The sequence below is a fragment of the Alphaproteobacteria bacterium genome (genome assembly GCA_039980135.1).
In the GTDB taxonomy this organism is placed as follows: Bacteria; Pseudomonadota; Alphaproteobacteria; order UBA6615; family UBA6615; genus UBA8079.
In genome coordinates this window covers 208473-226902 of record JBDXCV010000003.1, presented here as the reverse complement: position 1 = coordinate 226902, position 18430 = coordinate 208473, and the positions used below count along the sequence as shown (strand labels likewise).

19 protein-coding genes are annotated in these 18430 nt (G+C 66.5%); 7 read left to right on the top strand and 12 right to left on the bottom strand.

The features are described from left to right. Window positions 1-38 precede the first annotated feature (38 nt). Window positions 39-1994, top strand: a complete 1956-nt coding sequence (locus tag ABJ363_02985) for a PBP1A family penicillin-binding protein (protein MEP4377939.1) — start codon at window positions 39-41, stop codon at window positions 1992-1994. A gap of 19 nt (window positions 1995-2013) precedes the next feature. On the opposite strand, the gene ABJ363_02980 is transcribed toward ABJ363_02985, so the two are convergent. Both ABJ363_02980 and ABJ363_02975 read right to left on the bottom strand, forming a co-directional pair. Then, the gene (locus tag ABJ363_02980; protein MEP4377938.1) at window positions 2014-3240 is read right to left on the bottom strand and encodes a multidrug effflux MFS transporter; all 1227 of its coding nucleotides are present in this window, start codon (window positions 3238-3240) and stop codon (window positions 2014-2016) included. Beyond that, window positions 3237-3887, bottom strand: a complete 651-nt coding sequence (locus ABJ363_02975; GenBank protein ID MEP4377937.1) for an ATP-binding cassette domain-containing protein — start codon at window positions 3885-3887, stop codon at window positions 3237-3239. Before ABJ363_02975 ends, ABJ363_02980 begins: the two co-directional genes overlap by 4 nt. 192 nt (window positions 3888-4079) lie before the next feature. Here ABJ363_02975 and ABJ363_02970 point away from each other — a divergent pair, with 192 nt between their 5' ends. Together ABJ363_02970 and ABJ363_02965 are read left to right on the top strand one after the other, a co-directional pair. Continuing rightward, the gene (locus tag ABJ363_02970) at window positions 4080-4997 is read left to right on the top strand and encodes a DMT family transporter (protein MEP4377936.1); all 918 of its coding nucleotides are present in this window, start codon (window positions 4080-4082) and stop codon (window positions 4995-4997) included. Continuing rightward, window positions 4994-5920 (top strand): DMT family transporter, encoded by a 927-nt coding sequence (locus ABJ363_02965; GenBank protein ID MEP4377935.1) that lies wholly within the window; start codon window positions 4994-4996, stop codon window positions 5918-5920. The genes ABJ363_02970 and ABJ363_02965 overlap by 4 nt, the downstream gene beginning before the upstream one ends. On the opposite strand, the gene ABJ363_02960 is transcribed toward ABJ363_02965, so the two are convergent. The 5 genes from ABJ363_02960 to cobA all read right to left on the bottom strand — a co-directional run bounded on the left by ABJ363_02960 (window position 5917) and on the right by cobA (window position 9876). Continuing rightward, window positions 5917-6822 carry a dihydrodipicolinate synthase family protein gene (locus ABJ363_02960; GenBank protein MEP4377934.1) on the bottom strand — a complete coding sequence of 302 codons (906 nt, stop codon included), beginning with the start codon at window positions 6820-6822 and terminating at the stop codon, window positions 5917-5919. The two genes, ABJ363_02965 and ABJ363_02960, sit on opposite strands and share 4 nt — an antisense overlap. Before the next feature lie 62 nt (window positions 6823-6884). After that, complete coding sequence (locus ABJ363_02955) at window positions 6885-7397, bottom strand: YcgN family cysteine cluster protein (protein ID MEP4377933.1); 513 nt, start codon at window positions 7395-7397, stop codon at window positions 6885-6887. Further along, complete coding sequence (locus ABJ363_02950; GenBank protein ID MEP4377932.1) at window positions 7394-8743, bottom strand: cobyrinate a,c-diamide synthase; 1350 nt, start codon at window positions 8741-8743, stop codon at window positions 7394-7396. The genes ABJ363_02955 and ABJ363_02950 overlap by 4 nt, the downstream gene beginning before the upstream one ends. Before the next feature lie 10 nt (window positions 8744-8753). Beyond that, complete coding sequence (locus ABJ363_02945; GenBank protein MEP4377931.1) at window positions 8754-9053, bottom strand: cyd operon YbgE family protein; 300 nt, start codon at window positions 9051-9053, stop codon at window positions 8754-8756. Further along, window positions 9043-9876 carry a uroporphyrinogen-III C-methyltransferase gene (gene cobA, locus ABJ363_02940; GenBank protein MEP4377930.1) on the bottom strand — a complete coding sequence of 278 codons (834 nt, stop codon included), beginning with the start codon at window positions 9874-9876 and terminating at the stop codon, window positions 9043-9045. The genes ABJ363_02945 and cobA overlap by 11 nt, the downstream gene beginning before the upstream one ends. A gap of 60 nt (window positions 9877-9936) precedes the next feature. On the opposite strand from cobA, the gene ABJ363_02935 reads away from it, so the two are divergent. Genes ABJ363_02935 through ABJ363_02925 form a run of 3 tightly spaced genes read left to right on the top strand, consistent with a single transcriptional unit; the run spans window position 9937 to window position 12458 of the window. After that, window positions 9937-11058 carry a cobalt-precorrin-5B (C(1))-methyltransferase gene (locus ABJ363_02935; GenBank protein MEP4377929.1) on the top strand — a complete coding sequence of 374 codons (1122 nt, stop codon included), beginning with the start codon at window positions 9937-9939 and terminating at the stop codon, window positions 11056-11058. 1 nt (window position 11059) lies between these two features. Next, entirely contained in the window at window positions 11060-11821 is a 762-nt protein-coding gene (locus ABJ363_02930; GenBank protein ID MEP4377928.1) for a cobalt-precorrin-6A reductase, read from the top strand. Between the two features lie 31 nt (window positions 11822-11852). Then, window positions 11853-12458, top strand: a complete 606-nt coding sequence (locus ABJ363_02925; protein MEP4377927.1) for an ankyrin repeat domain-containing protein — start codon at window positions 11853-11855, stop codon at window positions 12456-12458. Window positions 12459-12467: 9 nt separating this feature from the next. Here ABJ363_02925 and cobM read toward each other — a convergent pair whose 3' ends face one another. Continuing rightward, complete coding sequence (gene cobM / locus ABJ363_02920; GenBank protein MEP4377926.1) at window positions 12468-13259, bottom strand: precorrin-4 C(11)-methyltransferase; 792 nt, start codon at window positions 13257-13259, stop codon at window positions 12468-12470. A gap of 121 nt (window positions 13260-13380) precedes the next feature. Here cobM and ABJ363_02915 point away from each other — a divergent pair, with 121 nt between their 5' ends. Next, window positions 13381-13986: a hypothetical protein gene (locus ABJ363_02915; protein ID MEP4377925.1), complete on the top strand. Its 606-nt coding sequence runs from the start codon at window positions 13381-13383 to the stop codon at window positions 13984-13986. 32 nt (window positions 13987-14018) lie between these two features. On the opposite strand, the gene cobJ is transcribed toward ABJ363_02915, so the two are convergent. The 4 genes from cobJ to ABJ363_02895 are packed head-to-tail and all read right to left on the bottom strand — an operon-like array spanning window position 14019 to window position 18422. Then, window positions 14019-15845 carry a precorrin-3B C(17)-methyltransferase gene (gene cobJ, locus ABJ363_02910; GenBank protein ID MEP4377924.1) on the bottom strand — a complete coding sequence of 609 codons (1827 nt, stop codon included), beginning with the start codon at window positions 15843-15845 and terminating at the stop codon, window positions 14019-14021. After that, complete coding sequence (cobI, locus tag ABJ363_02905; GenBank protein MEP4377923.1) at window positions 15842-16567, bottom strand: precorrin-2 C(20)-methyltransferase; 726 nt, start codon at window positions 16565-16567, stop codon at window positions 15842-15844. The genes cobJ and cobI overlap by 4 nt, the downstream gene beginning before the upstream one ends. Continuing rightward, on the bottom strand, window positions 16564-17787 hold the full coding sequence (gene cbiE / locus ABJ363_02900) for a precorrin-6y C5,15-methyltransferase (decarboxylating) subunit CbiE (GenBank protein ID MEP4377922.1): 1224 nt from the start codon (window positions 17785-17787) through the stop codon (window positions 16564-16566). The genes cobI and cbiE overlap by 4 nt, the downstream gene beginning before the upstream one ends. Beyond that, window positions 17784-18422 carry a precorrin-8X methylmutase gene (locus ABJ363_02895; GenBank protein MEP4377921.1) on the bottom strand — a complete coding sequence of 213 codons (639 nt, stop codon included), beginning with the start codon at window positions 18420-18422 and terminating at the stop codon, window positions 17784-17786. The genes cbiE and ABJ363_02895 overlap by 4 nt, the downstream gene beginning before the upstream one ends. Between the last annotated feature and the right edge of the window lie 8 nt (window positions 18423-18430).

Sequence of the window (18430 nt, the reverse complement as noted above, 5' to 3'; positions counted from 1 at the left end):
CATAATTCGGCCAATCCCGTGCGTCACTGTCTGCGTCCATGAGCAAGTCGCCCAAAAAGAAAACCGGAAAGCCGGGGAAGACGTCCCCGCAGAAGCGGACGCCGAAGGCGGACACGACGCCACAGGCGCGTTCCAGCCTGGCATGGCGCGTGACCAAATGGACATTGGTGCTTGGCATCTGGGGCGGTATTGCGCTGGCGGGGGTGCTGGTCTGGTTTGCCTGGAACCTGCCTGCCGTCGATGCGCTGGGTCCGAGCGCTGACAAGGCGCGGCGGCCCGGCGTCACGATCGTCGCGGCGGACGGATCGCTGGTCGGCGGCTATGGGGATCTCTACGGCGCGCGGCTGACGGTCAACGAGTTGCCGCCCCAACTGGTGCAGGCGGTCGTCGCCATCGAGGATCGCCGCTTTTTCGAACATCCCGGTGTCGACGTGCGCGGTGTGCTGCGTGCGGCCGTCGCCAATCTGCGCGCGGGCGGTGTGGTGCAGGGCGGTTCGACCCTGACCCAGCAACTCGCGAAAAACCTGTTCCTGACCCCCGAACGATCGTTCGACCGAAAGATTCGCGAGCTGATTCTGGCCCTTCAGCTGGAACGTCGGTTCGAGAAGGACGAGTTGCTCACCATCTATCTCAACCGGGTCTATCTTGGGGCCGGTACCTATGGCGTCGAGGCGGCGGCGCAGCGCTATTTCGGCACATCCGCGCGTGATGTGGACATCTATCAGGCGGCGGTGCTGGCCGGGCTGCTGCGCGCGCCGTCGCGTTTGAACCCCGATAACAGCGAGGCTGCGGCACACGTGCGGGCGCAGACAGTGTTGCAGGCGATGGTCGCGGCGGGATTCCTGCGGCCCGACGTCGCCGAGAAAGCCGCCGGGACACGTCGTCCCGGTCGCGGCGACACAGCGCTGCCACGCCCACGCGTGACGGGCGAGACGCGGCGCTATTTTGCGGACTGGGTGCTCGAGCGTGCCGCGGGATATGCCGGGGCGACCGGCACCGATCTCGCCGTTGAGACGACACTCGACCCGGAGCTTCAGGCGCGCGCGGAGGCGGCGATCGCGCGTGCGGACACCAAGGGGTCCCAGGTGGCGCTGGTCGCCATGCGGACCGACGGCGCGGTGCTCGCGATGGTTGGCGGGCGGCGCTACGGCGAAAGCCAGTTCAACCGGGTAACCCGGGCGTTGCGCCAGCCCGGGTCCGCCTTCAAGCCGATTGTCTATCTCCCGGCGCTCGAATCCGGCATGACCCCGGATAGCCCGGTAATCGATGCCCCAATTACCGTCGATGGCTGGACCCCGAAGAATTTCTCCGGCGGGTTTCGCGGCGAGGTGACCCTGCGCGAAGCCGTCGCGCGCTCCCTGAACACGGTTGCCGTGCGCGTGGCCGAGGATATCGGCCGTGGCCGTGTCATTCAGTCCGCCCGGCGGTTGGGGATCACGACGCCGCTGACGCCCCATCCGTCGATCGCGCTGGGTGCGGGCGAGGTAACGCCGCTTGAACTGACAGCCGCCTATGCCGTGTTTGCCAATGGCGGCTTCGCGGTGGCGCCCTATGGTATCTCCGAAGTGCGCCAGGGCGGGGAGGTGGTGTTCCGCCGGTCCAGCCGCGCGCCGCGTCGGGTGATCACGGCCGAAGCCGCGGCGCATACGACGGAAATGTTGCGCGCCGTTATTGAGTGGGGGACCGGACGGCAGGCGAAAATCGACCGACCCGCAGCGGGAAAATCCGGGACCAGCCAGGATTTTCGGGATGCCTGGTTCGTCGGATATGCCGGTGATCTTGTCGTGACCGTCTGGGTGGGCAATGATGACAACACGCCGACCCGGCGCATCACCGGCTCGAGTGTTCCCGCGGCGGTCTGGAAGGATTTCATGTCGACACCGCTCGCCGCATCGGTGGCGGCCCCGGCCCGTGCCCAAGCGCCCTTACCGCAAGCCGCGCGCCCGGCGCGCGAACGGCTCGACCCGACATTCATCGAGCGGCAAACGGACTAGGCCGGAGCGGTCCGGCCGGTTACACCGTGCCGGCGCGCTTCATCGGCCGCCATATCATTGCGAAGAAGGCCACAAAGGCGAAGACACCCGAGACCCCCATGACGGTGGCAAGCAGGAGTGTCTGATCGAAGGCGAAGATCGCCAGCGCCGTCGAGAGCAGGCCGGCCGATACATATTGTGCGAGACCCAGCAGTGACGCGGCGGCCCCGGCCATTTGGGGATAGGGGGAGACGGCCCCGGCCTGGATGTTGGGTTGGGACACACCCATGCCGAAGAAGTAGACGACCGTGGGCAGGATGATCGACCAGATGGAGATCACATCCGACCAGATGAGGCCGAAGACAAGCGCGCCACCCGTCGCAGAGCAGAAGGTCCCCATCAGGCACATCCTCTCCACCCCCATGTGGCGGACGATGCGGCTGCCAAGGAAGGCGCCGGACATGAAACCGACCGAGGCGAAGCCGAACGATAGGCCGAATGCGGTGGGGGACATGCCGAGTTGATCGACCAGCACGAAAGACGCGCCGAGCAGATAGGCGAACAGCCCGCTGAAATTGCCCATGATTGTCAGCACATATCCGGCATAGGCCCGGTTGGAAAGCATGGACCCGAAATTGCGGAGCATCTGACCGATCCGGGTCGCGCCGGGATCGAGGGCCTTGTTGGTTTCCGGCAACATCACGATGATAAGAAGCATCGCCGATGCGCCGAAGCCCGTGAGTATCCAGAAATTCGCCCGCCAGCCGAACCAGACGACGATGAATCCGCCGAGCACCGGTGCTATGACCGGCGCGATGGCCACCACCGTCATCACCACCGCATACATGCGCGCGGCTTCTTCGCGGGTGAACATGTCGCGCACCACCGCGCGGGCCACGACCGGACCCGCGGCGGCTCCGATGGCCTGGAACAGGCGGAAAACGATGAGTTGTTCGACGCTGGTTGCCAGGGCGCAAGCGACGCTGGCAACGAGGTAGATGGAGGTGCCGAACATGATGACCGGTTTCCGTCCGTACCGGTCCGAAATGGGCCCGAAGATGGTCTGTGCGACGGCGAAACCGAGCATGTAGACGCTCAGGGTAAGCTGTATCGATTCCGCGTCCGTCTTCAGCTCGCGCGCCATGAGCGGCATGGCCGGCAGATACAGGTCGATCGTCATCGGTGCGAACGAGACGAGCAGCCCCATCAGCAAGGTCATGGCCAGTCGCCCCGGCATCGGCGCGTCGGGTTTCATGGCGAAGCTCATTGAAGCTCGATCGTGGTGCCGCCGGCCGCGTCCGCGTCCGCCGGGTCATGGGTGACCAGCAATGTCGGGATGCCGTTGGCGCGGGCGTGTTCGAAGACGAAACCGCGAATGCGATCACGCAGTTCGACATCGAGCTTCGAGAAAGGTTCATCCAGCAACAGGGCGCGGGGATGCGACAGCAGGGTGCGCATCAGGGCCACACGCGTGCGCTGACCGCCGGACAGGGTTGCGGGGTCACGGTCGGCCATGCCGGCGAGCCCGGCATCCGCGAGCGCGGTGTCGATCTCTGTGCGGCGGCGCTCTCGTCCGCGGACCTCGGGCGGTAACCCGAAGGCGAGGTTGTCGCCGACCGAAAGATGCGGGAACAGCAAATCGTCCTGGAACAGGATGCCGATATGGCGTTGCTCCGGCGGTAATGCGTCGAGCGGGTTTCCGGCAAGACTGACGCTACCCCGGGGCGTAAAGGCGGGTGCCAGGGTGCCGCAGATATGGGCGAGCAGGGAGGACTTGCCGCACCCGCTCGGTCCCATCACCGTCGCGGCCTCGCCGACCGGGACGATCAGCTCGATCGGCGCAAACAGCTGTGCGCCTTTCAGCGTCAGCGACACATCGTGCAGTTCCAGGGAACCGTCTGCGTTGGGTGTCATCTGGGGTGGGTCCGGTCGGGGCACGTTGCGCGGTGGATTATCAGAATACCGGCGAATCCGAACCGGAACAGCCCCGCTGCATGTTTTGTGAGAATGGCAGCTGCGTGTCCGGTGCCTTTACGGACCCGGATGCACACGATAAGAGGGACGGGCCCGGGCGTCGAAGGTTTCCGGGAACTCTGGGGGAAAGCGATGAAAGATTGGGCCGAAGCCGGAGGCGCCGTCAGGTGGCTGCCCTTGTTCCTGTTGCTGGTGCTTGGCGCGATCTGGGGTGGCAATCCGTCCTTCTCCAAGGCCCTCGTGACAAACGGAATTTCGCCTGCGGCGGTCGTGTTCTGGCAAACCCTCGGCGCCGGCATCCTGCTGTCGATCGTGTGTATTGTCCGGCGTACGCCGATCAGGCTCGGCCGCCGTGCGATCATCTACTATCTGGTGATCGGCGTGATCGGCATCGACCTCGCCTACATCATGCTGGTCTTTTCCGTGCGCCATCTGACGGTCGGTTATGTGTCCGTGCTGGTGCTGTTCTCGCCGCTGCTGACCTATGTTTTCGCCATCCTTTTGCGGCTCGAGCGGATCAATCTTCTGCGCGGTCTGGGTATTGCCGTCGGATTTGCGGGCGCCGCGGTCCTCGTTGTACCGGAGGGCAGCCTGCCGTCGCCGGACCTGCTGGGGGTAGCGCTTCTCGCCTTCGTCGTGCCGGCGGGTTATGCGACGGCGAACATATTTGCCGAATGGGGCCGTCCGGCTGACGCGGACAATGTGGCGCTGGCCGCCGGCACCATGTTCGCGGCTGCGGGTGGTGCGCTGATCGTCACGCTCATCGCCGGCAACTTTCATCCGGTCTGGGCTGACTTCGGCCAGCGCGAGGTGATTCTGTTCGGCTTCGCGCTCGCGACGGCGGTGGCGTTTCTGATTTTCTATGCGATCGTTGCGCTGGCCGGAGCCGTTTATCTCGGGCAGGTCGGCTACATTGTCACCCTGGCCGGGGTCGGTTGGGGAGTGCTGTTCTTCGGCGAGACCGTGCCCGTTTGGTTGTGGGTTGCGATTGCGATCGTCGCGCTGGGTGTCGGTATGGTCAATCTCGGCAAGAAGAGACCCGCTAAATGAGCGCATCCGATACGCGTATGGTGAACGTCCGTATGCTGCCGCTCATCCTGCTGGTGACCCTGAGCCTGTTCTGGGGTCTCGGCCCGTCGATCGTGAAGTTCGTCGCGCTCGATGGCGTGCCGCCGCTGGGAATGGTGGTGTGGCAGACCGGCCTGGCGGGATTTATCCTGCTGGGCATCTGCCTCATTCGCCGTGTGCCGCTGATCTTCAACGGAAGGCATATCCGCTACTATCTGGCGATGGGATGGGTCGGACTTGCATTGCCGAACGCCAATCTCGTGTTCGTCATGCGGGAAATTCCGGTTGCGTTGATGGGGGTCATCATCATCACGTCGCCGGTGATCACCTATTTGGTGGCGTTAACCATCCGGCTGGAAACATTCACGCCGATGCGTGCGGCCGGCGTGGTGCTGGGCTTCGCCGGCGCGGCGGTTCTCGTCCTGCCGGACGGCAGCCTGCCTTCGCCTGAACTTCTGCCGATCGCGTTGCTCGCGTTCGTGACACCGGCGTTGTGGGCGACGAGCAATGTCATCGCCGAGGTCTGGCGACCCCAGGAGAGTGATACGTTTGCGCTGGCGATGGGGACGATGTTCACGGCCGCAATCGGCGCGCTCATTGTGGCGGCGGCTTCGGGGACGTTCCATCCGATATGGATCGACTTCGGCCCGAGCGACTGGGTGATTATCGCCTATGCCGGGATCACGGTCTGTGCGTTCGCCCTGTTCTATACGATCGTCAAGCTGGCCGGCGCGGTCTACCTCGCGCAGGTCGGCTATCTGGTGCCGATCATGGGGGTCGGCTGGGGTGCCTGGTTCTATGGCGAGGAACCGACCGTCTGGCTTTGGCTTGCCATGGCGCTGGTTTTCGCCGGCGTCGCGCTGGTCAATCTGGGTAAGAAGCCTGAACCCAAGAAATCAAGCTAGGCAGCCAGTTTGAAAGATGCCGCGGCGAGACGCTCGCTGACCGTCGCCAGATCGGCGTCACTCGCCGGCGTAAATGGCGGGCGCAGATTGGCGAAACCGGGATCGTTCCGCTCGCGGGCGTGATAGGCCTTCATCACCGGAATCGCCGGCAGGCCCTTGAAGGCCATGCGCAGCTCGGTCAGGTAATTCTGCAGATCGTCGGCATTGTCGCCGCGCCAGTTGGCATAGACGTCCTGCGATTGGGGCGCCGTGACGTTGACGGTTGCCGAGATGCAGCCAACGCCGCCCTGGCGAAGGCCGGCCAGCAGGAATTCTTCCGAACCCGGGAACAGCCGGAATCCCGGCAGTTCAGCCAAGGTGCGTTCCATACGCGGCCAGTCGCCGGATGAATCCTTCGACCCGACGACGGTATCGGGAAAGGCCTCGACCAGCCTGGCGATCAGGCTCAGGGGCAGTTCGAAACCGACCTGCTGGGGGAAATTGTAGAGGTAGATTTCCAGCGCGGAATCGCCGACCCGCTCGATCACCTCGGCATAGGCGGCAAACAGGCCGTCCTCGCTCGGCGCCTTGTAATAGAAAGGCGGTAGCATGAGCACGCCGCCCGCCCCGTTCGCCAGGGCCTTGCGGGTCAGGGTAACCGTGTCGGGAATCGCGGTGCAGCCGACCCCGGCGATCAGTTGCGGTCCGGTGATGCCGGCGTCCGCCAGCGCGTCGAGAAGGGCCAGACGTTCATCGAGAGAAAGGGAGTTTGCCTCACCCGTGGTGCCCAGCGGGGCAACCCCGTTGCACCCATTCGCGAGCAGCCACTGATTATGCGCGACCGCGCGGGGCACATCGATCTCGAGATCGGCGGTCATCGGCGTCAGCGAGGCGGCGAACACGCCGGCGGGTTGGGTTGTCATCGTTTCTCTCCCTCGTATCTCAGGCGACTGTATTTTTGCCGTTGGTTCTACACCGGCGTGGCTCAGTCTGTCTCTTGGTCTTTCGACGGGTCGTTCGGCGTTTCGCCCAATGGCGGGACTCCGTTCTCCAACTGCGCATTGAGTTGCTGGACCACATGATCTTCCAGATCGTCCACCGTATCCTCGTTGATCGCCTTGCCGCGAATGGACGCGCCGGAATCATGCACGCTGTCCGGATCGCCCGACACCAGCGGGTGCCACCAGAATAGTTCCTTCCCCTCGGCGAGGAGCCGGTAGGCGCAGGTCGCCGGCATCCAGCGCAGCGCGGCGATGTTGTCGGGCTTCACCTTGACGCAGTCGGGCACGTTGCGGCTGCGGTTCGCGTAGTCGGTACAACGGCATGTGTCGTGATCGAGATAGCGGCACGCCACGTCGGTCAGCGCGAACTCGCCGGTGTCGGCGTCTTCGAGCTTGTAGAGACAGCATTGGCCGCAGCCGTCGCACAGAGATTCCCATTCCGCCTCGTCCATGTCGGCGAGCGCCTTGGTCTTCCAGAATGGTTTGCTCTCGGTCATGGGGCCGCCCGGTCGATCAGGTGAATGAATGATCCGCACACGGATCCCGCCGTCGCCCCCGCCGGACCCAACGTCTCGCCGCGTGCGTTTGTCGTGGTGAACAACGGCGTCCCGGTCGCTTCATTCACGATGGAGGCATAGTGGAACTCATGGCCGCGAAAGTTGCTGCCGGCAGGCCCGAGCGGTCCGTCGGATTGAAGGCGCGCGACACGATATCCCAGATGGAGGCGGCGCACGGCAAAACTCGTCTCGACCGGGAGCAGGCCCGCCATCGCGTGACGTCCCCCATCCGCATCGACGAGGCCCCGGCCGAGCACCATGTAGCCGCCGCACTCGCCGAATATTTCCACGCTTTGGTTTGCCGCGCTGCGCAGGCCGCCCAAGAAACGGTCAGCCGCGGCGAGGGTGCCGGCATGGAGTTCCGGATAGCCACCCGGCAGGTAGATGGCGCCGGCGGACGGGTCCGGTGCGTCATCCGCCAAGGGAGAAAACGGCAGTATTTCCGCGCCGGCCGCCTGCCAGCCGTTGAGGGTCGCGGGATAGGAAAAGGCGAACGCCGCATCGTGCGCCACGGCGACCCGCTGATCGAGGGGTGGTAACGGCGCGGGCGCCGCCGTGCCGGGATGTGAAATCTCGCAGGGGCCGGCCAGTTCCAGGAGCGCGCCGATATCGACCGTCTCCGACACCGTGCGGGCGGCCGCTTCGATGAACCGCTCCAGGTCGTCATGCTCGCCGGCCTGAACCAGCCCGAGATGCCGTTCGGGCGTGGTCAGCGCGGGATCGCGACCGACGCTGCCGAGCAGTTGAACCTCCGGCGCGGCGGCGCGTGTGGCGTCACGCAGCACGGCTTCGTGGGCGGGGCTGGCCACCCGGTTGAAGATCACCCCGGCGACCCGCACATCGGCCCGGTGGCGCGCAAAGCCGCTGACCAGCGCGCCGATGCTTGCGGCCTGCTTTGCCGCATCGATCACCAACACCACCGGCCAGCCGGTCAAGGCGGCGAGGTCGGCGGTAGAGCCCGCGTCGGGCCGATCGGGCAGATGGACCCCGTCGAACAGGCCCATAACGCCTTCGACGATGATGGTCGACGGGGTCTCCGCCGAACGGGCGCGGCCTGCGACGAGACCTGCCAGCGTCTCCGGCCGCATCGCCCAGGAGTCCAGATTGAAAGCGGGTCGGCCACAGGCGGCAGTGTGAAACGCCGGGTCGATGTAATCCGGTCCCGCCTTCGCGCCGGTCACGTCGTGCCCTGCATTCCGAAGCGCCCGCAGCAAACCCAGGGTGAGTACGGTCTTGCCGCTGCCCGACGCGGGCGCGGCGATGATCAGGCCATGTGGGGTGTTCATCGTGCTTGGTTCATGACGTGATCAGCGACACGATGCCCGCCGCCATCACCGGCCAGGCAACCGCAGGGCCGGCAAATGCGCGTAGCTGGCGTTGTTGCGGCACGATCCCCAGCATATGGATGACCCCCGCCAACGCTCCCAGCCCGATGATCGCGGCGTTGAGTTTTTCGGGCAGTCCGAGCGGCCGGTCCACGATTTCCGGGTACGCAAAGACCGTAATCGCCGAGGCGATCACGAGAAGCGCCGAGACAAGCCTCGGTACCCTCGATGGCGTCTCTGGCCCGGCTTTGCGAAGGCGGTCAGACCGCATCGCGAATATCCGAATGCCCCAGCGGGTCGGGGTCAAGAATTCGGCCGGAAAGCGCGCCGAGCCAGTCGAGGCCCTGGCGCAGGCGGACGACATCGCCAACGACGAAAAGTGCGGGCGGCGAGACATCGGCGGCGGCCTGACCGGCCCCGGCGAGCGTGGTCTCGACGACCTGCTGTGCGTCCGTCGTCGCGTGGGCCACGAGTGCGGCCGGGCTGTCGGCTGCGCGTCCGGCGGCGATCAGCCGGGCGACGATTTCGTCAATATGTTTCAACGCCATATAAAAGACGAGGACCTGGGCCCCGTTGGCCAGCGCACCCCAATCCAGATCATCGGGTACCTTGCCCGAAAGATTATGCCCGGTCACGAAGGTCACGGCTGTCGCGGTCGCGCGGTGGGTCATGGGAATGCCGGCATAGGCCAGGCCGCCGATCGCGGCGGTTACCCCGGGCACGATGCGGAACGGAATCTCGGCCGCGACGAGTGCGAGCGCTTCTTCGCCGCCCCGTCCGAACAGGAAGGGGTCACCGCCCTTCAGGCGCAGAACGCGCTTTCCTTCACGCGCCAGGGCGACGAGGCGCGCGGAAATATCGGGCTGCTTCGGCGATGGCTTGCCGCCGCGCTTGCCCGCATAGATCAACTCGGCGTCCGCCGCCGCGAGCGCCAGAATGCGGTCGTCGACCAGGGCGTCATGGACCACGACGTCTGCCGATTGCAGGGCGTGCAATGCGCCCACGGTCAGCAGGGCCGGGTCGCCCGGCCCGGCGCCGACCAGCCAGACCCAGCCGGCCTGAAACGTCGGGAGATTCAGTTCGTCGATATTCATACAGCGAAGCTAGCGCCGGACCGCTGGCCCGGCAACCTCGCGGGGCGCTACGATGGGGTCATGAGCGATGCGCCCGACACCCAGGAAGATTCGGCCCGTCCGCCGTCGGGGACGTTGCGACGCGGCTGGACCACCGGCGCCTGTGCCACGGCGGCCGCGAAGGCGGCCTATGAAGCCGTGCTGAGCCGGCGGTTCCCCGATCCGGTCGCGGTGCGGCTGCCGCGCGGCTTGCGTGCGACCTTCGATCTCGCCGAAACCCGCTTGTCGGACACCGGGGCCTATGCAGCCGTGATCAAGGATGCGGGCGACGACCCGGATGTCACCCATGGCGCGCGCATCTGTTGCGAGGTGACACCGGGGCTGCCGGGATCGGGTGTTTGTTTTGCGGCCGGGGAAGGCGTGGGCACCGTGACGTTGCCGGGATTGCCGATCCCGCCGGGTGAACCCGCGATCAACCCCAAACCCCGCGAGATGATCGCGGCGGCGCTGCACGATGTTGCCGCAGACTATGGGGTCACGCCGGATGTGCTGGTCACGATCTCCATTCCCGGCGGCCTGGCACTGGCGGAGAGAACGGCGAATGCGCGCCTCGGAATCGTCGGGGGGCTCAGTGTGCTGGGCACGACCGGCGTGGTGATACCGTATTCATGCGCGTCGTGGATTCACTCCATCCATCGCGGGGTCGATGTCGCGCGCGCCACGGGAATCGGGCATGTCGCCGGTGCCACCGGCCGCACGTCCGAGGCGGCGGTCCAGGCGCATTATGCGCTTCCCGAGCGCGCGCTGATCGATATGGGAGATTTCGCCGGCGCCCTGCTGAAATATGTCCGCGCTCACCCGTTGCCGCGCCTGTCCGTGGCCGGCGGTTTCGGCAAGCTTTCAAAGCTCGCGGACGGGTGCATGGACCTGCATTCGAGCCGCTCGTCCGTCGATGTCGCGGCACTCGCCTCGCGGCTTGCGGACCTGGGGGCGCCCGCCGAATTGCAGGCACGCGCACATGCGGCGGTCTCGGCCGGCGCGGTTCTGGCGATTGCGGCCGATGCGGGGCTTGAGGCGCCACTGGCCGAGGCGGTTGCGCGGGGCGCGCGCGAGGTCTGCCGCGCGTCGGTGGCGGGTGCCACGGATATCGATGTCCTGGTCGTGGCGCGGGACGGGCGGGTTCTGGCACATGTCGGTCCCTGAGATGTCCCCGGAACGAAAGACCGTGCTGATCCTGGGCGGGACCACGGAGGCGGTGAGGCTGGCCGACCGACTGGCAGCCGGGTGGGGAGACCGTTTCGATATTGTGACCTCGCTGGCCGGACGGACCCGGGCGCCGGTGGGCGTGGCGGGTGAGGTTCGGGTTGGCGGGTTCGGCGGGGTGGCCCCGATGACGCAGTATCTGGAAAAGCGCGGTGTTGCCGCGGTGCTGGATGCCACGCATCCCTTCGCGGCCCGGATCTCCGAGAATGCGCGCGCGGCCTGTACGGCCGCCGGCGTGGCGCGTATCGCGCTGGTCCGGCCTCCATGGGAACGCGCCCCCGGCGATGATTGGCGCATGCAGTCCGATCTCGCCGCGGCTGCGGCCGCGCTGCCGGGTGTCGGAAAACGTGCGTTCCTGACGGTGGGGCGCACCGATCTGGACGCTTTTACGCCCTGTGCGGACATCTGGTTTCTCGTCCGGATGATCGAGATTCCCGACACGCCATTGCCGCTGCCGGCATATCAGGCGATCTCCGGACGCGGGCCGTTCGATGTGGATACCGAGATGCGGTTGATGGAAGAACATAAAATCGACGTACTCGTGTGCAAGGCATCGGGTGGAGAGGCGACCCGTGCGAAGCTGGTTGCCGCCCGGCGGTCTGGAATTCCGGTACTGATGGTGGAACGACCACCGGCTCCGGGAGGCCCTCTCGCCGACAGTTTGGATACGGTCGTTGCGTGGTTTGCCGAACAGGCGACTTGACGCGCCCGGGTTGGAACGCGAAATAGGTGACATGCTGATGTTCAGAAATACTGCTCTCGCGTCTCGGCGCGCCTTCGTGCGCGGCGCTTTGATATTTGCGGTTGTCGCGTTGACGCCGGCGGGAATGATGGGGCCGGCGGCGGCCCAGACCAATATTCTGGCCGACGATGCGCTGATCGTGGCGGTCTATGAGGACCGGGTGGAAAAGGTGCGCGAGTTGCTGGTGCGCCAACACCCCAAATCCCGCGCCGACACCGATGGGCGCACGGCGCTGATCTGGGGCTCGATCCAGGGCAGCTATGAATCGGTCGAACTCCTGCTCGAGGACAAGGTGCTGGTGAACCAGGTCGACGATGTGGGCAACGGCGCGCTTTATCATGCGGCGGAGAACGGCCATACCGAACTCGTGGACCTGCTGCTGACCTATAACGCCTTGATAAACCAGGAGAACCGTGACGGACGAACGCCTCTCATGGCGGCGGTCCGTGCGGGCCATCCGCAAATCGTGCAATTGCTGATCGGCGCGGGCGCCGACGTGACGATTTCGGACTTCACCGGTCGCACGGCGCTCGATCTTGCCCACGATGGCCGTTCGAGGCGCGTTGTCCAGATTCTCGAGAATGCCGGCGCGCGCTAGCGGCCCTGTCTAGCTGCGGTCGGCCGATTTCTTCGCCGGCCGCAACACATGATGGTGACTGGCTGCATACAGGCGGCTGTCCTCGAACCCGAATTCTTCGGCGAGATCCTCGGCCAGGACCGGCCCGACCAGGATCAACGCGGTGCGGGTGATTCCCGATCCCTTGACGAGGTCCCGGATGGTTTCCAGCGTGCCGCGGATGAACCGTTCGTCGGGCCAGCTTACGCGATAGCCGACGACGACGGGGCAATCGCCGCCATAATGGGGCGTCAGATCGCGCACCACATTGGCCAGATTGTTGATCGACAGATGGACGGCCAGCGTGGCACCGGACGTGGCGAGACTGGCCAGCTCTTCGCCCGCCGGCATGTCGCTGGCGCGAACGGAGGTGCGGGTCAGGATCACGCTCTGGCTGACGCCGGGGAGGGTGAGCTCGCGGCGCAGCGCCGCGGAAGCCGCTGCAAAGGCCGGGACGCCGGGGACGATCTCATAGGGAATTGCGAGCGCGTCGAGGCGGCGCATCTGTTCGCCGATCGCGCCATACAGCGACGGATCGCCCGAATGCACCCGGGCAATGTCGTCCCCGGCCGAATGCGCCGCGGCGATCCGGTCGATGATCTCATCCAGATGCAGCGGCGCGGTGTCGGTGATCTCGGCATTCGCCGGTGCGTGTGCCAGAATTTCACGGGGCACCAGCGAGCCCGCATACAGGCAAACCGGGCAGCGCGCGATGAGGTCTCGGCCGCGAAGTGTGATCAGGTCCGGCGCGCCGGGGCCGGCGCCGATGAAGTAGACGGTCATGCAGGTGTCATACCCCCGGGCCGGCCGGAAGTGTACCGCGAATTCCCGGTGCAATGCTTGGCATGGCCCACTTACAGTGGTCAGTGGATCGACCTATGATCGATTTGGAAGGAGGCGGACCATGTGGCGCCTGAGGTCCCGGATTGCCGTTGTCGCGGTGGCGCTGTTGCTCGCGGCGTGCGCATCCGGCCGCGAGGGAACGACTGTCGGGGGTGCCCGTACGGTTTTCGCCGACCCCGTCGTCGTCGATATCGTGGATGCCCGGTTCAATATCCCGTCGCTTCTGCCCGAAGTCGATCATGTGCGGCGCACGTTGCGCGACAACGGGTCGGTGGTGGTCGAGACCTATTTCATCGGTGAGGCACCGATCGTCGTGGTGGAGCATGCGAGCGAGGCCTGGTTCAGCGATCTGACTCTCGCGAACGCGATCGACGAGACCGCCTTTCGCGATTTTCTGGGACGCACAATCATGCGCACGGGCAAGCCGGTCATTTCGAAGGTTCCGCGCGGCCAGGGACGCGGCTTCGTCGCCATGGACGGGGATTGCATCGCGTTTCATTTCTTCAAACGTATCAAGGGCGCCACCGGCTTCGACAATGATATGCAAAACCCCGACACCTTCATCGTCGGCTTCACATGCGGCGAGAACGCCGCGAGCTTCGTGGCCAGTTTCGGTTTCATGAGCCCCGCCGAGGCCGCCCGGATCGGGCGGCGGCACAGTATCTGATCTCAATATTCCGGCGCGGCATCGGGTCCTGCCTAGCTGCGCGTCTTCGTCCGCATCTTGTCTTGCGCCTTGGCCGCGTAACCGCGCGGCGTGTAGGTCCAGCGCGACGCGCCGCCGGCGATGGATTGCGACTGGCTGTTGCCGATGATCACGATGGTCAACATATCGATGGCATCGAGCGAGAGTTCTGCCAGGGGAACGATGCTCACCTGCTCGCCCGGGCGCGCGAGGTTTCGGGCCACGACGACGGGCGTGTCGTCCGGCCGGTGTGCCAGGAGAATGTCGCGGGCGGTCTCGAACTGCTGACGCCGGCGGCGGCTGGCGGGATTGTAGAGTGCGACCACGAAATCCGCCTGGGCCGCCGCGCGCAGCCGCGCCTCGATCGCCGGCCAGGGGGTCAGCAGGTCCGACAGCGAAATCGCGCAGAAATCATGACCGAGCGGCGCGCCCGCCCGCGCGGCGGCGAGCTGCATGGCCGAGACTCCCGGGTGGACCGAAATCGCAATGCGTTGCCAGGCGGGATTTGCGTCTCGGTCCAGAAGTTCGAAGACCAGGCTCGCCATCGCGAAGATGCCCGGGTCGCCGCTGGAAACCAGCGCCACGTTGCGGCCGGCCGCCGCGAGTTCGAGCGCATGACGGCAGCGCTCTTCCTCGGCGCCGAGCCCGAAATCATGTCGTTGCCTGCCATGCGCCGCGACGCCCAGCAGGTCCAGATAAGGCCCGTAACCCACGAGATCCGTGGCGGCGGCGACGGCCGTGTCGGTGGCGGGTATGCGATGGGCCGCGTCGCCGGGCCCGGTGCCCACGATCGACAATGTTCCCCGTGCGGTTCCGACGTTTGCCGGGTCGATATGGGTGCCACGCGCCACCGCGCAGGTCGCCCGCACGGATTTCCGCTTGGCGACGACCAATTTGCCTTCGCTGCCGACAGCGGCGAGCGCCGCGGCTTCGGCCACGCCGTGAGCGCCAACCTCGCGGAAGACGATCTCCGACGGATTTTCCAGTCGTGGGGTTTCGGCTTCGAGGCGCGCGGCCTCGAAATACCGTATCGGAGCCTCCAGATGCGCGGCGACCGCATGCACTGCGGCCTCGTCCATTTTGACATCGATGCTGGTGACCGCCGCCACCGATGCCGGCGACAGCCCGGCGCCGGCGAGTGTGTCGTCGACGAGTGCGATCAGTTCGTCGGGATCGCAGTCCCGCTCGCAACCGACCCCCAGCGCGAGGGTCGGGGGATGGATCAGAAACTCGTCGGCCGCCGGTGTGATCGCCCGATCGCTGATCCGGATCATCCATGCGCCGTCGCGCCCGATCGGCAGGTCGGCGAGCCAGGCCGGGTCCCCGGCCTCGATGACCATGGTCGGATGGTCGCCGGCCAGCAGGGCCGCCATCACCGGCTTTGCGGATTCGGGGTTGGCGAGCGCCCAGCCGGGCGGCGGGTCGTCGAGGGCGATGCCGTGCAGCGCCTCTCCCGCGGTGGTGACCGCGGCTGACCCGCCCGTGATATCGGCGACCCGCGTGGCGAGCCGGTTGGCGCCGTGATGGCCGCCCAGGAGAGGCACGACATGCTGGCCGTCCGGAGATACGGCGATGACCGGCGGTTCGTTTCGTTTGTCGTCGAGCCCGGTCGCCAGTGCGCGGATCAGGATGCCCGCAGCACAGATGCCGACGATCGCCTGTCCGGTGGCGAAAAGGGCGGCGAGATGGGCGGTCGCTTCCGTGAACGGGGTGTCGCAATCATCGACCCGGCCCGCGAGGCCATGAACCCTTGATTGCGGCATGTCGGCCTGAAGTTTCCGGGCGAGGCGCGCGCCGCCCCGGGTGAGCGCGACAATCGCGATGTCACGATCCTTGCTCATGACCAGGCCGTACCGCGCTTGTGGACCAGGATCATCGAGAAATAGGGCGCGGCGGTCCTCGGAACGGCCTCGAGAGAACTGATGACCTGGCGGTCCATCGTCGCGTGCTCGACATACTGCGCGCGGTTCGCGAGGCCGAGTTCGTCGAGGAGGGCACGAATACGAGGCAGATGCCGTCCGACCTTGATGATCGCCGCCGCATCCGTATCGGCCAGCCTTACACGTAGCGTGTCGTCGGGCAGGGGAGCCGGCAGGACGGTGAGCACGTCGGTCAGGGCCGCGAGCGGCGTGCCGGTGACCGCGGCGCATGCCGTCAGGGACGACACGCCGGGTACCACATCGACCGGCCAGTCCTCGGCCAGCCGCGCGAACAAATACATGAAGGAACCATAGAAGAAGGGGTCACCCTCGCACAGGACCGCGACATTTTCGCCGCGGGCGAGGTGGCCCCCGATCTCTTCCGCCGCCCGGTCATAGACGGCCTCCACCGGGAAACGGTTGGCGGACAGCGGCATCCGGATCGCAATCTCCGTCGCGCCGTGGTGCAGATGGGGTGCGGCGATGGCGCGGGCCAGGCTGTCGCCTGTTTCCGGTGCGGGATAGGCAACGACCATCGTCTCGGAAAGCAGACGGGCGCCCTTGACGGTAATCAGTTCGGGGTCGCCGGGGCCGACGCCGATGCCGATGACGGTACCGGTCGGCGCCGTGCGCGTCACGGTCATGGTTTTACGACGCTCCACTGGGTGACCGGCATCGCCGGGCGCCAGCCGGTCCGGCCGCCGACCGGGTCGGCATGGCTGATCGCGATCCGCGTCAGCTCACCGCCATATTTCGCCTGCGCCTCGAGGACCGCGCGTTCGCCTTCGAGCGTCACCACGTTGGCCACAAGGTTGCCGCCGGACCGCAGGCGACTCCAGATCGTGTCGACCAGATCTTTGTCGCCCGACAGGCCGCCGCCGATGAAGACCGAGTCCGGGTCGGCCAGCGCCGGTATCGCCGTTGCCCAATCGCCATCGACAATCTCGAGGAAAGGCGTGCCGAGCTGCGCGGCATTCTGCGCCGCCATGGCACGGCGTCCCGCGTCGCGCTCGACGGCGATGGCTTTGGCACCCTGGCCCTGGACATCCTGGGCGGCGCGCAGCCACTCGATGGCGACGGAGGCGCATCCCGCCCCAAGGTCCCAAAGGGTCTGGCCCGGCAAGGGCGCGAGGGCCGCGACGGTTGCGGCGCGGACGACCCGCTTGGTGAGCTGGCCGTCATGGACGAAGGCCTCGTCGGGCAAGCCCGGGACGTGCGGGGAAATGCGCGCGTCCGCTGCGGCGACGCAGGCGATGGCCACGGTGTTGAGATCCTGTACCTGCGCCACGGCCCAGTCATCGGCGTTGGAATCGAGGCGGTTCTCGTTGTCGCCGCCCATATTCTCGAGCACCGTCATGCGGCTCGCCCCGAACCCGGCCGCGCGCAGCAGGCCGGCGATGTTCCGGGGCGTCGTGCCGTCGTGGCTGAGGACCAGGAGACGGCGCCCCGGATGCAGATGATAGTTCAGAAGGTCCAGCGGCCGGCCGTGCAGGGTCAGGCAGGTGCAACCATGTAGCGGCCAGGCCATGCGGGCGGCGGCGAGACTGAATGCCCCGGGCGCGGGCAGGATGGTCATGTCGTCGGGGCTGAAATGCCGCGCCAGTGTGGACCCGATCCCGAATGCCATGGGGTCGCCTGTCGCGAGAACCACCACCCGGCTATCCCGCGCCGAGGTGATCTCCTGCACCAGCCCGTCGAGGGGAAACTCCCAGGCGATTTTTCGCGCCGAACTGTTTCCCACCATCCCGAGATGGCGATCGCCGCCGACGATCAGCTCGGCGGTATCGACCAGGGTTTGTGATGCGGCGGGCAGACCGGACAGGCCATCCGCACCGACCCCCACGATGTTGAGCCAGGCAGTCATGGTTTCATGCTTTTCGCCAACGCGTTGACGGCCGCGGCCGCCAGGGGGCTTCCGCCGCGCCGGCCGCGCAGGGTGATGAACGGCGCGGGTGCGGCCGCGACGAGGGCCTCTTTGGATTCGGCAGCGCCTATATAACCGACCGGCAGGCCGATGATCAGCGCCGGTTTCGGCCAGCCGAGCGCGAGCCCCTCCAGGAGCCGGAACAGCGCGGTGGGCGCATTGCCGATGGCCACGACGGCGCCGCCGAGAAAGGGTGCCCAGAGCTCGACCGCAGCGGCGGACCGGGTTGTGCCAGCGCGTTTGGCGTTGCCGGCGACGCTGCCCAGACCGAGCGTGCAAATCACGCGATTCTGCGCGGGAAGCCTGGAACGGATGATCCCGTCCGCGAGCATTCGTGAATCCGTCAGCACCGGCGCGCCGGCTTGCAGGGCCGCCCGACCGGCCTGACCCGCGCCGTCGGAGGCGGTGAACGCGTCGATCAGGTCCGGGTCGCCGACGGCGTGAACCAGCCGCAGCGCCACGTCGTGCAGGCCCGTCGCCACTTCGGTCAGGTTGACCGTGTGTTCGATGGCGGCGAACGACGCCGCGTAGATCGCGTCGGGGTCGCGCAGATAGTCGAAGTCGGAGTTGCTCATCGGCGCAT

Bases quoted from the DNA above. Each gene is read 5' to 3' on its own strand.
- ABJ363_02960 (MEP4377934.1), bottom strand. From the start codon at position 6,822: ATGACAACCCAACCCGCCGGCGTGTTCGCCGCCTCGCTGACGCCGATG.
- cobJ (MEP4377924.1), bottom strand. From the start codon at position 15,845: ATGAGCAAGGATCGTGACATCGCGATTGTCGCGCTCACCCGGGGCGGC.
- cobA (MEP4377930.1), bottom strand. From the start codon at position 9,876: ATGAATATCGACGAACTGAATCTCCCGACGTTTCAGGCCGGCTGGGTC.
- ABJ363_02925 (MEP4377927.1), top strand. From the start codon at position 11,853: ATGCTGATGTTCAGAAATACTGCTCTCGCGTCTCGGCGCGCCTTCGTG.
- cobI (MEP4377923.1), bottom strand. From the start codon at position 16,567: ATGACCGTGACGCGCACGGCGCCGACCGGTACCGTCATCGGCATCGGC.
- ABJ363_02930 (MEP4377928.1), top strand. From the start codon at position 11,060: ATGTCCCCGGAACGAAAGACCGTGCTGATCCTGGGCGGGACCACGGAG.
- ABJ363_02935 (MEP4377929.1), top strand. From the start codon at position 9,937: ATGAGCGATGCGCCCGACACCCAGGAAGATTCGGCCCGTCCGCCGTCG.
- cbiE (MEP4377922.1), bottom strand. From the start codon at position 17,787: ATGACTGCCTGGCTCAACATCGTGGGGGTCGGTGCGGATGGCCTGTCC.
- ABJ363_02965 (MEP4377935.1), top strand. From the start codon at position 4,994: ATGAGCGCATCCGATACGCGTATGGTGAACGTCCGTATGCTGCCGCTC.
- ABJ363_02955 (MEP4377933.1), bottom strand. From the start codon at position 7,397: ATGACCGAGAGCAAACCATTCTGGAAGACCAAGGCGCTCGCCGACATG.
- ABJ363_02985 (MEP4377939.1), top strand. From the start codon at position 39: ATGAGCAAGTCGCCCAAAAAGAAAACCGGAAAGCCGGGGAAGACGTCC.
- ABJ363_02915 (MEP4377925.1), top strand. From the start codon at position 13,381: ATGTGGCGCCTGAGGTCCCGGATTGCCGTTGTCGCGGTGGCGCTGTTG.
- ABJ363_02980 (MEP4377938.1), bottom strand. From the start codon at position 3,240: ATGAGCTTCGCCATGAAACCCGACGCGCCGATGCCGGGGCGACTGGCC.
- ABJ363_02895 (MEP4377921.1), bottom strand. From the start codon at position 18,422: ATGAGCAACTCCGACTTCGACTATCTGCGCGACCCCGACGCGATCTAC.
- cobM (MEP4377926.1), bottom strand. From the start codon at position 13,259: ATGACCGTCTACTTCATCGGCGCCGGCCCCGGCGCGCCGGACCTGATC.
- ABJ363_02950 (MEP4377932.1), bottom strand. From the start codon at position 8,743: ATGAACACCCCACATGGCCTGATCATCGCCGCGCCCGCGTCGGGCAGC.
- ABJ363_02970 (MEP4377936.1), top strand. From the start codon at position 4,080: ATGAAAGATTGGGCCGAAGCCGGAGGCGCCGTCAGGTGGCTGCCCTTG.
- ABJ363_02975 (MEP4377937.1), bottom strand. From the start codon at position 3,887: ATGACACCCAACGCAGACGGTTCCCTGGAACTGCACGATGTGTCGCTG.
- ABJ363_02945 (MEP4377931.1), bottom strand. From the start codon at position 9,053: ATGCGGTCTGACCGCCTTCGCAAAGCCGGGCCAGAGACGCCATCGAGG.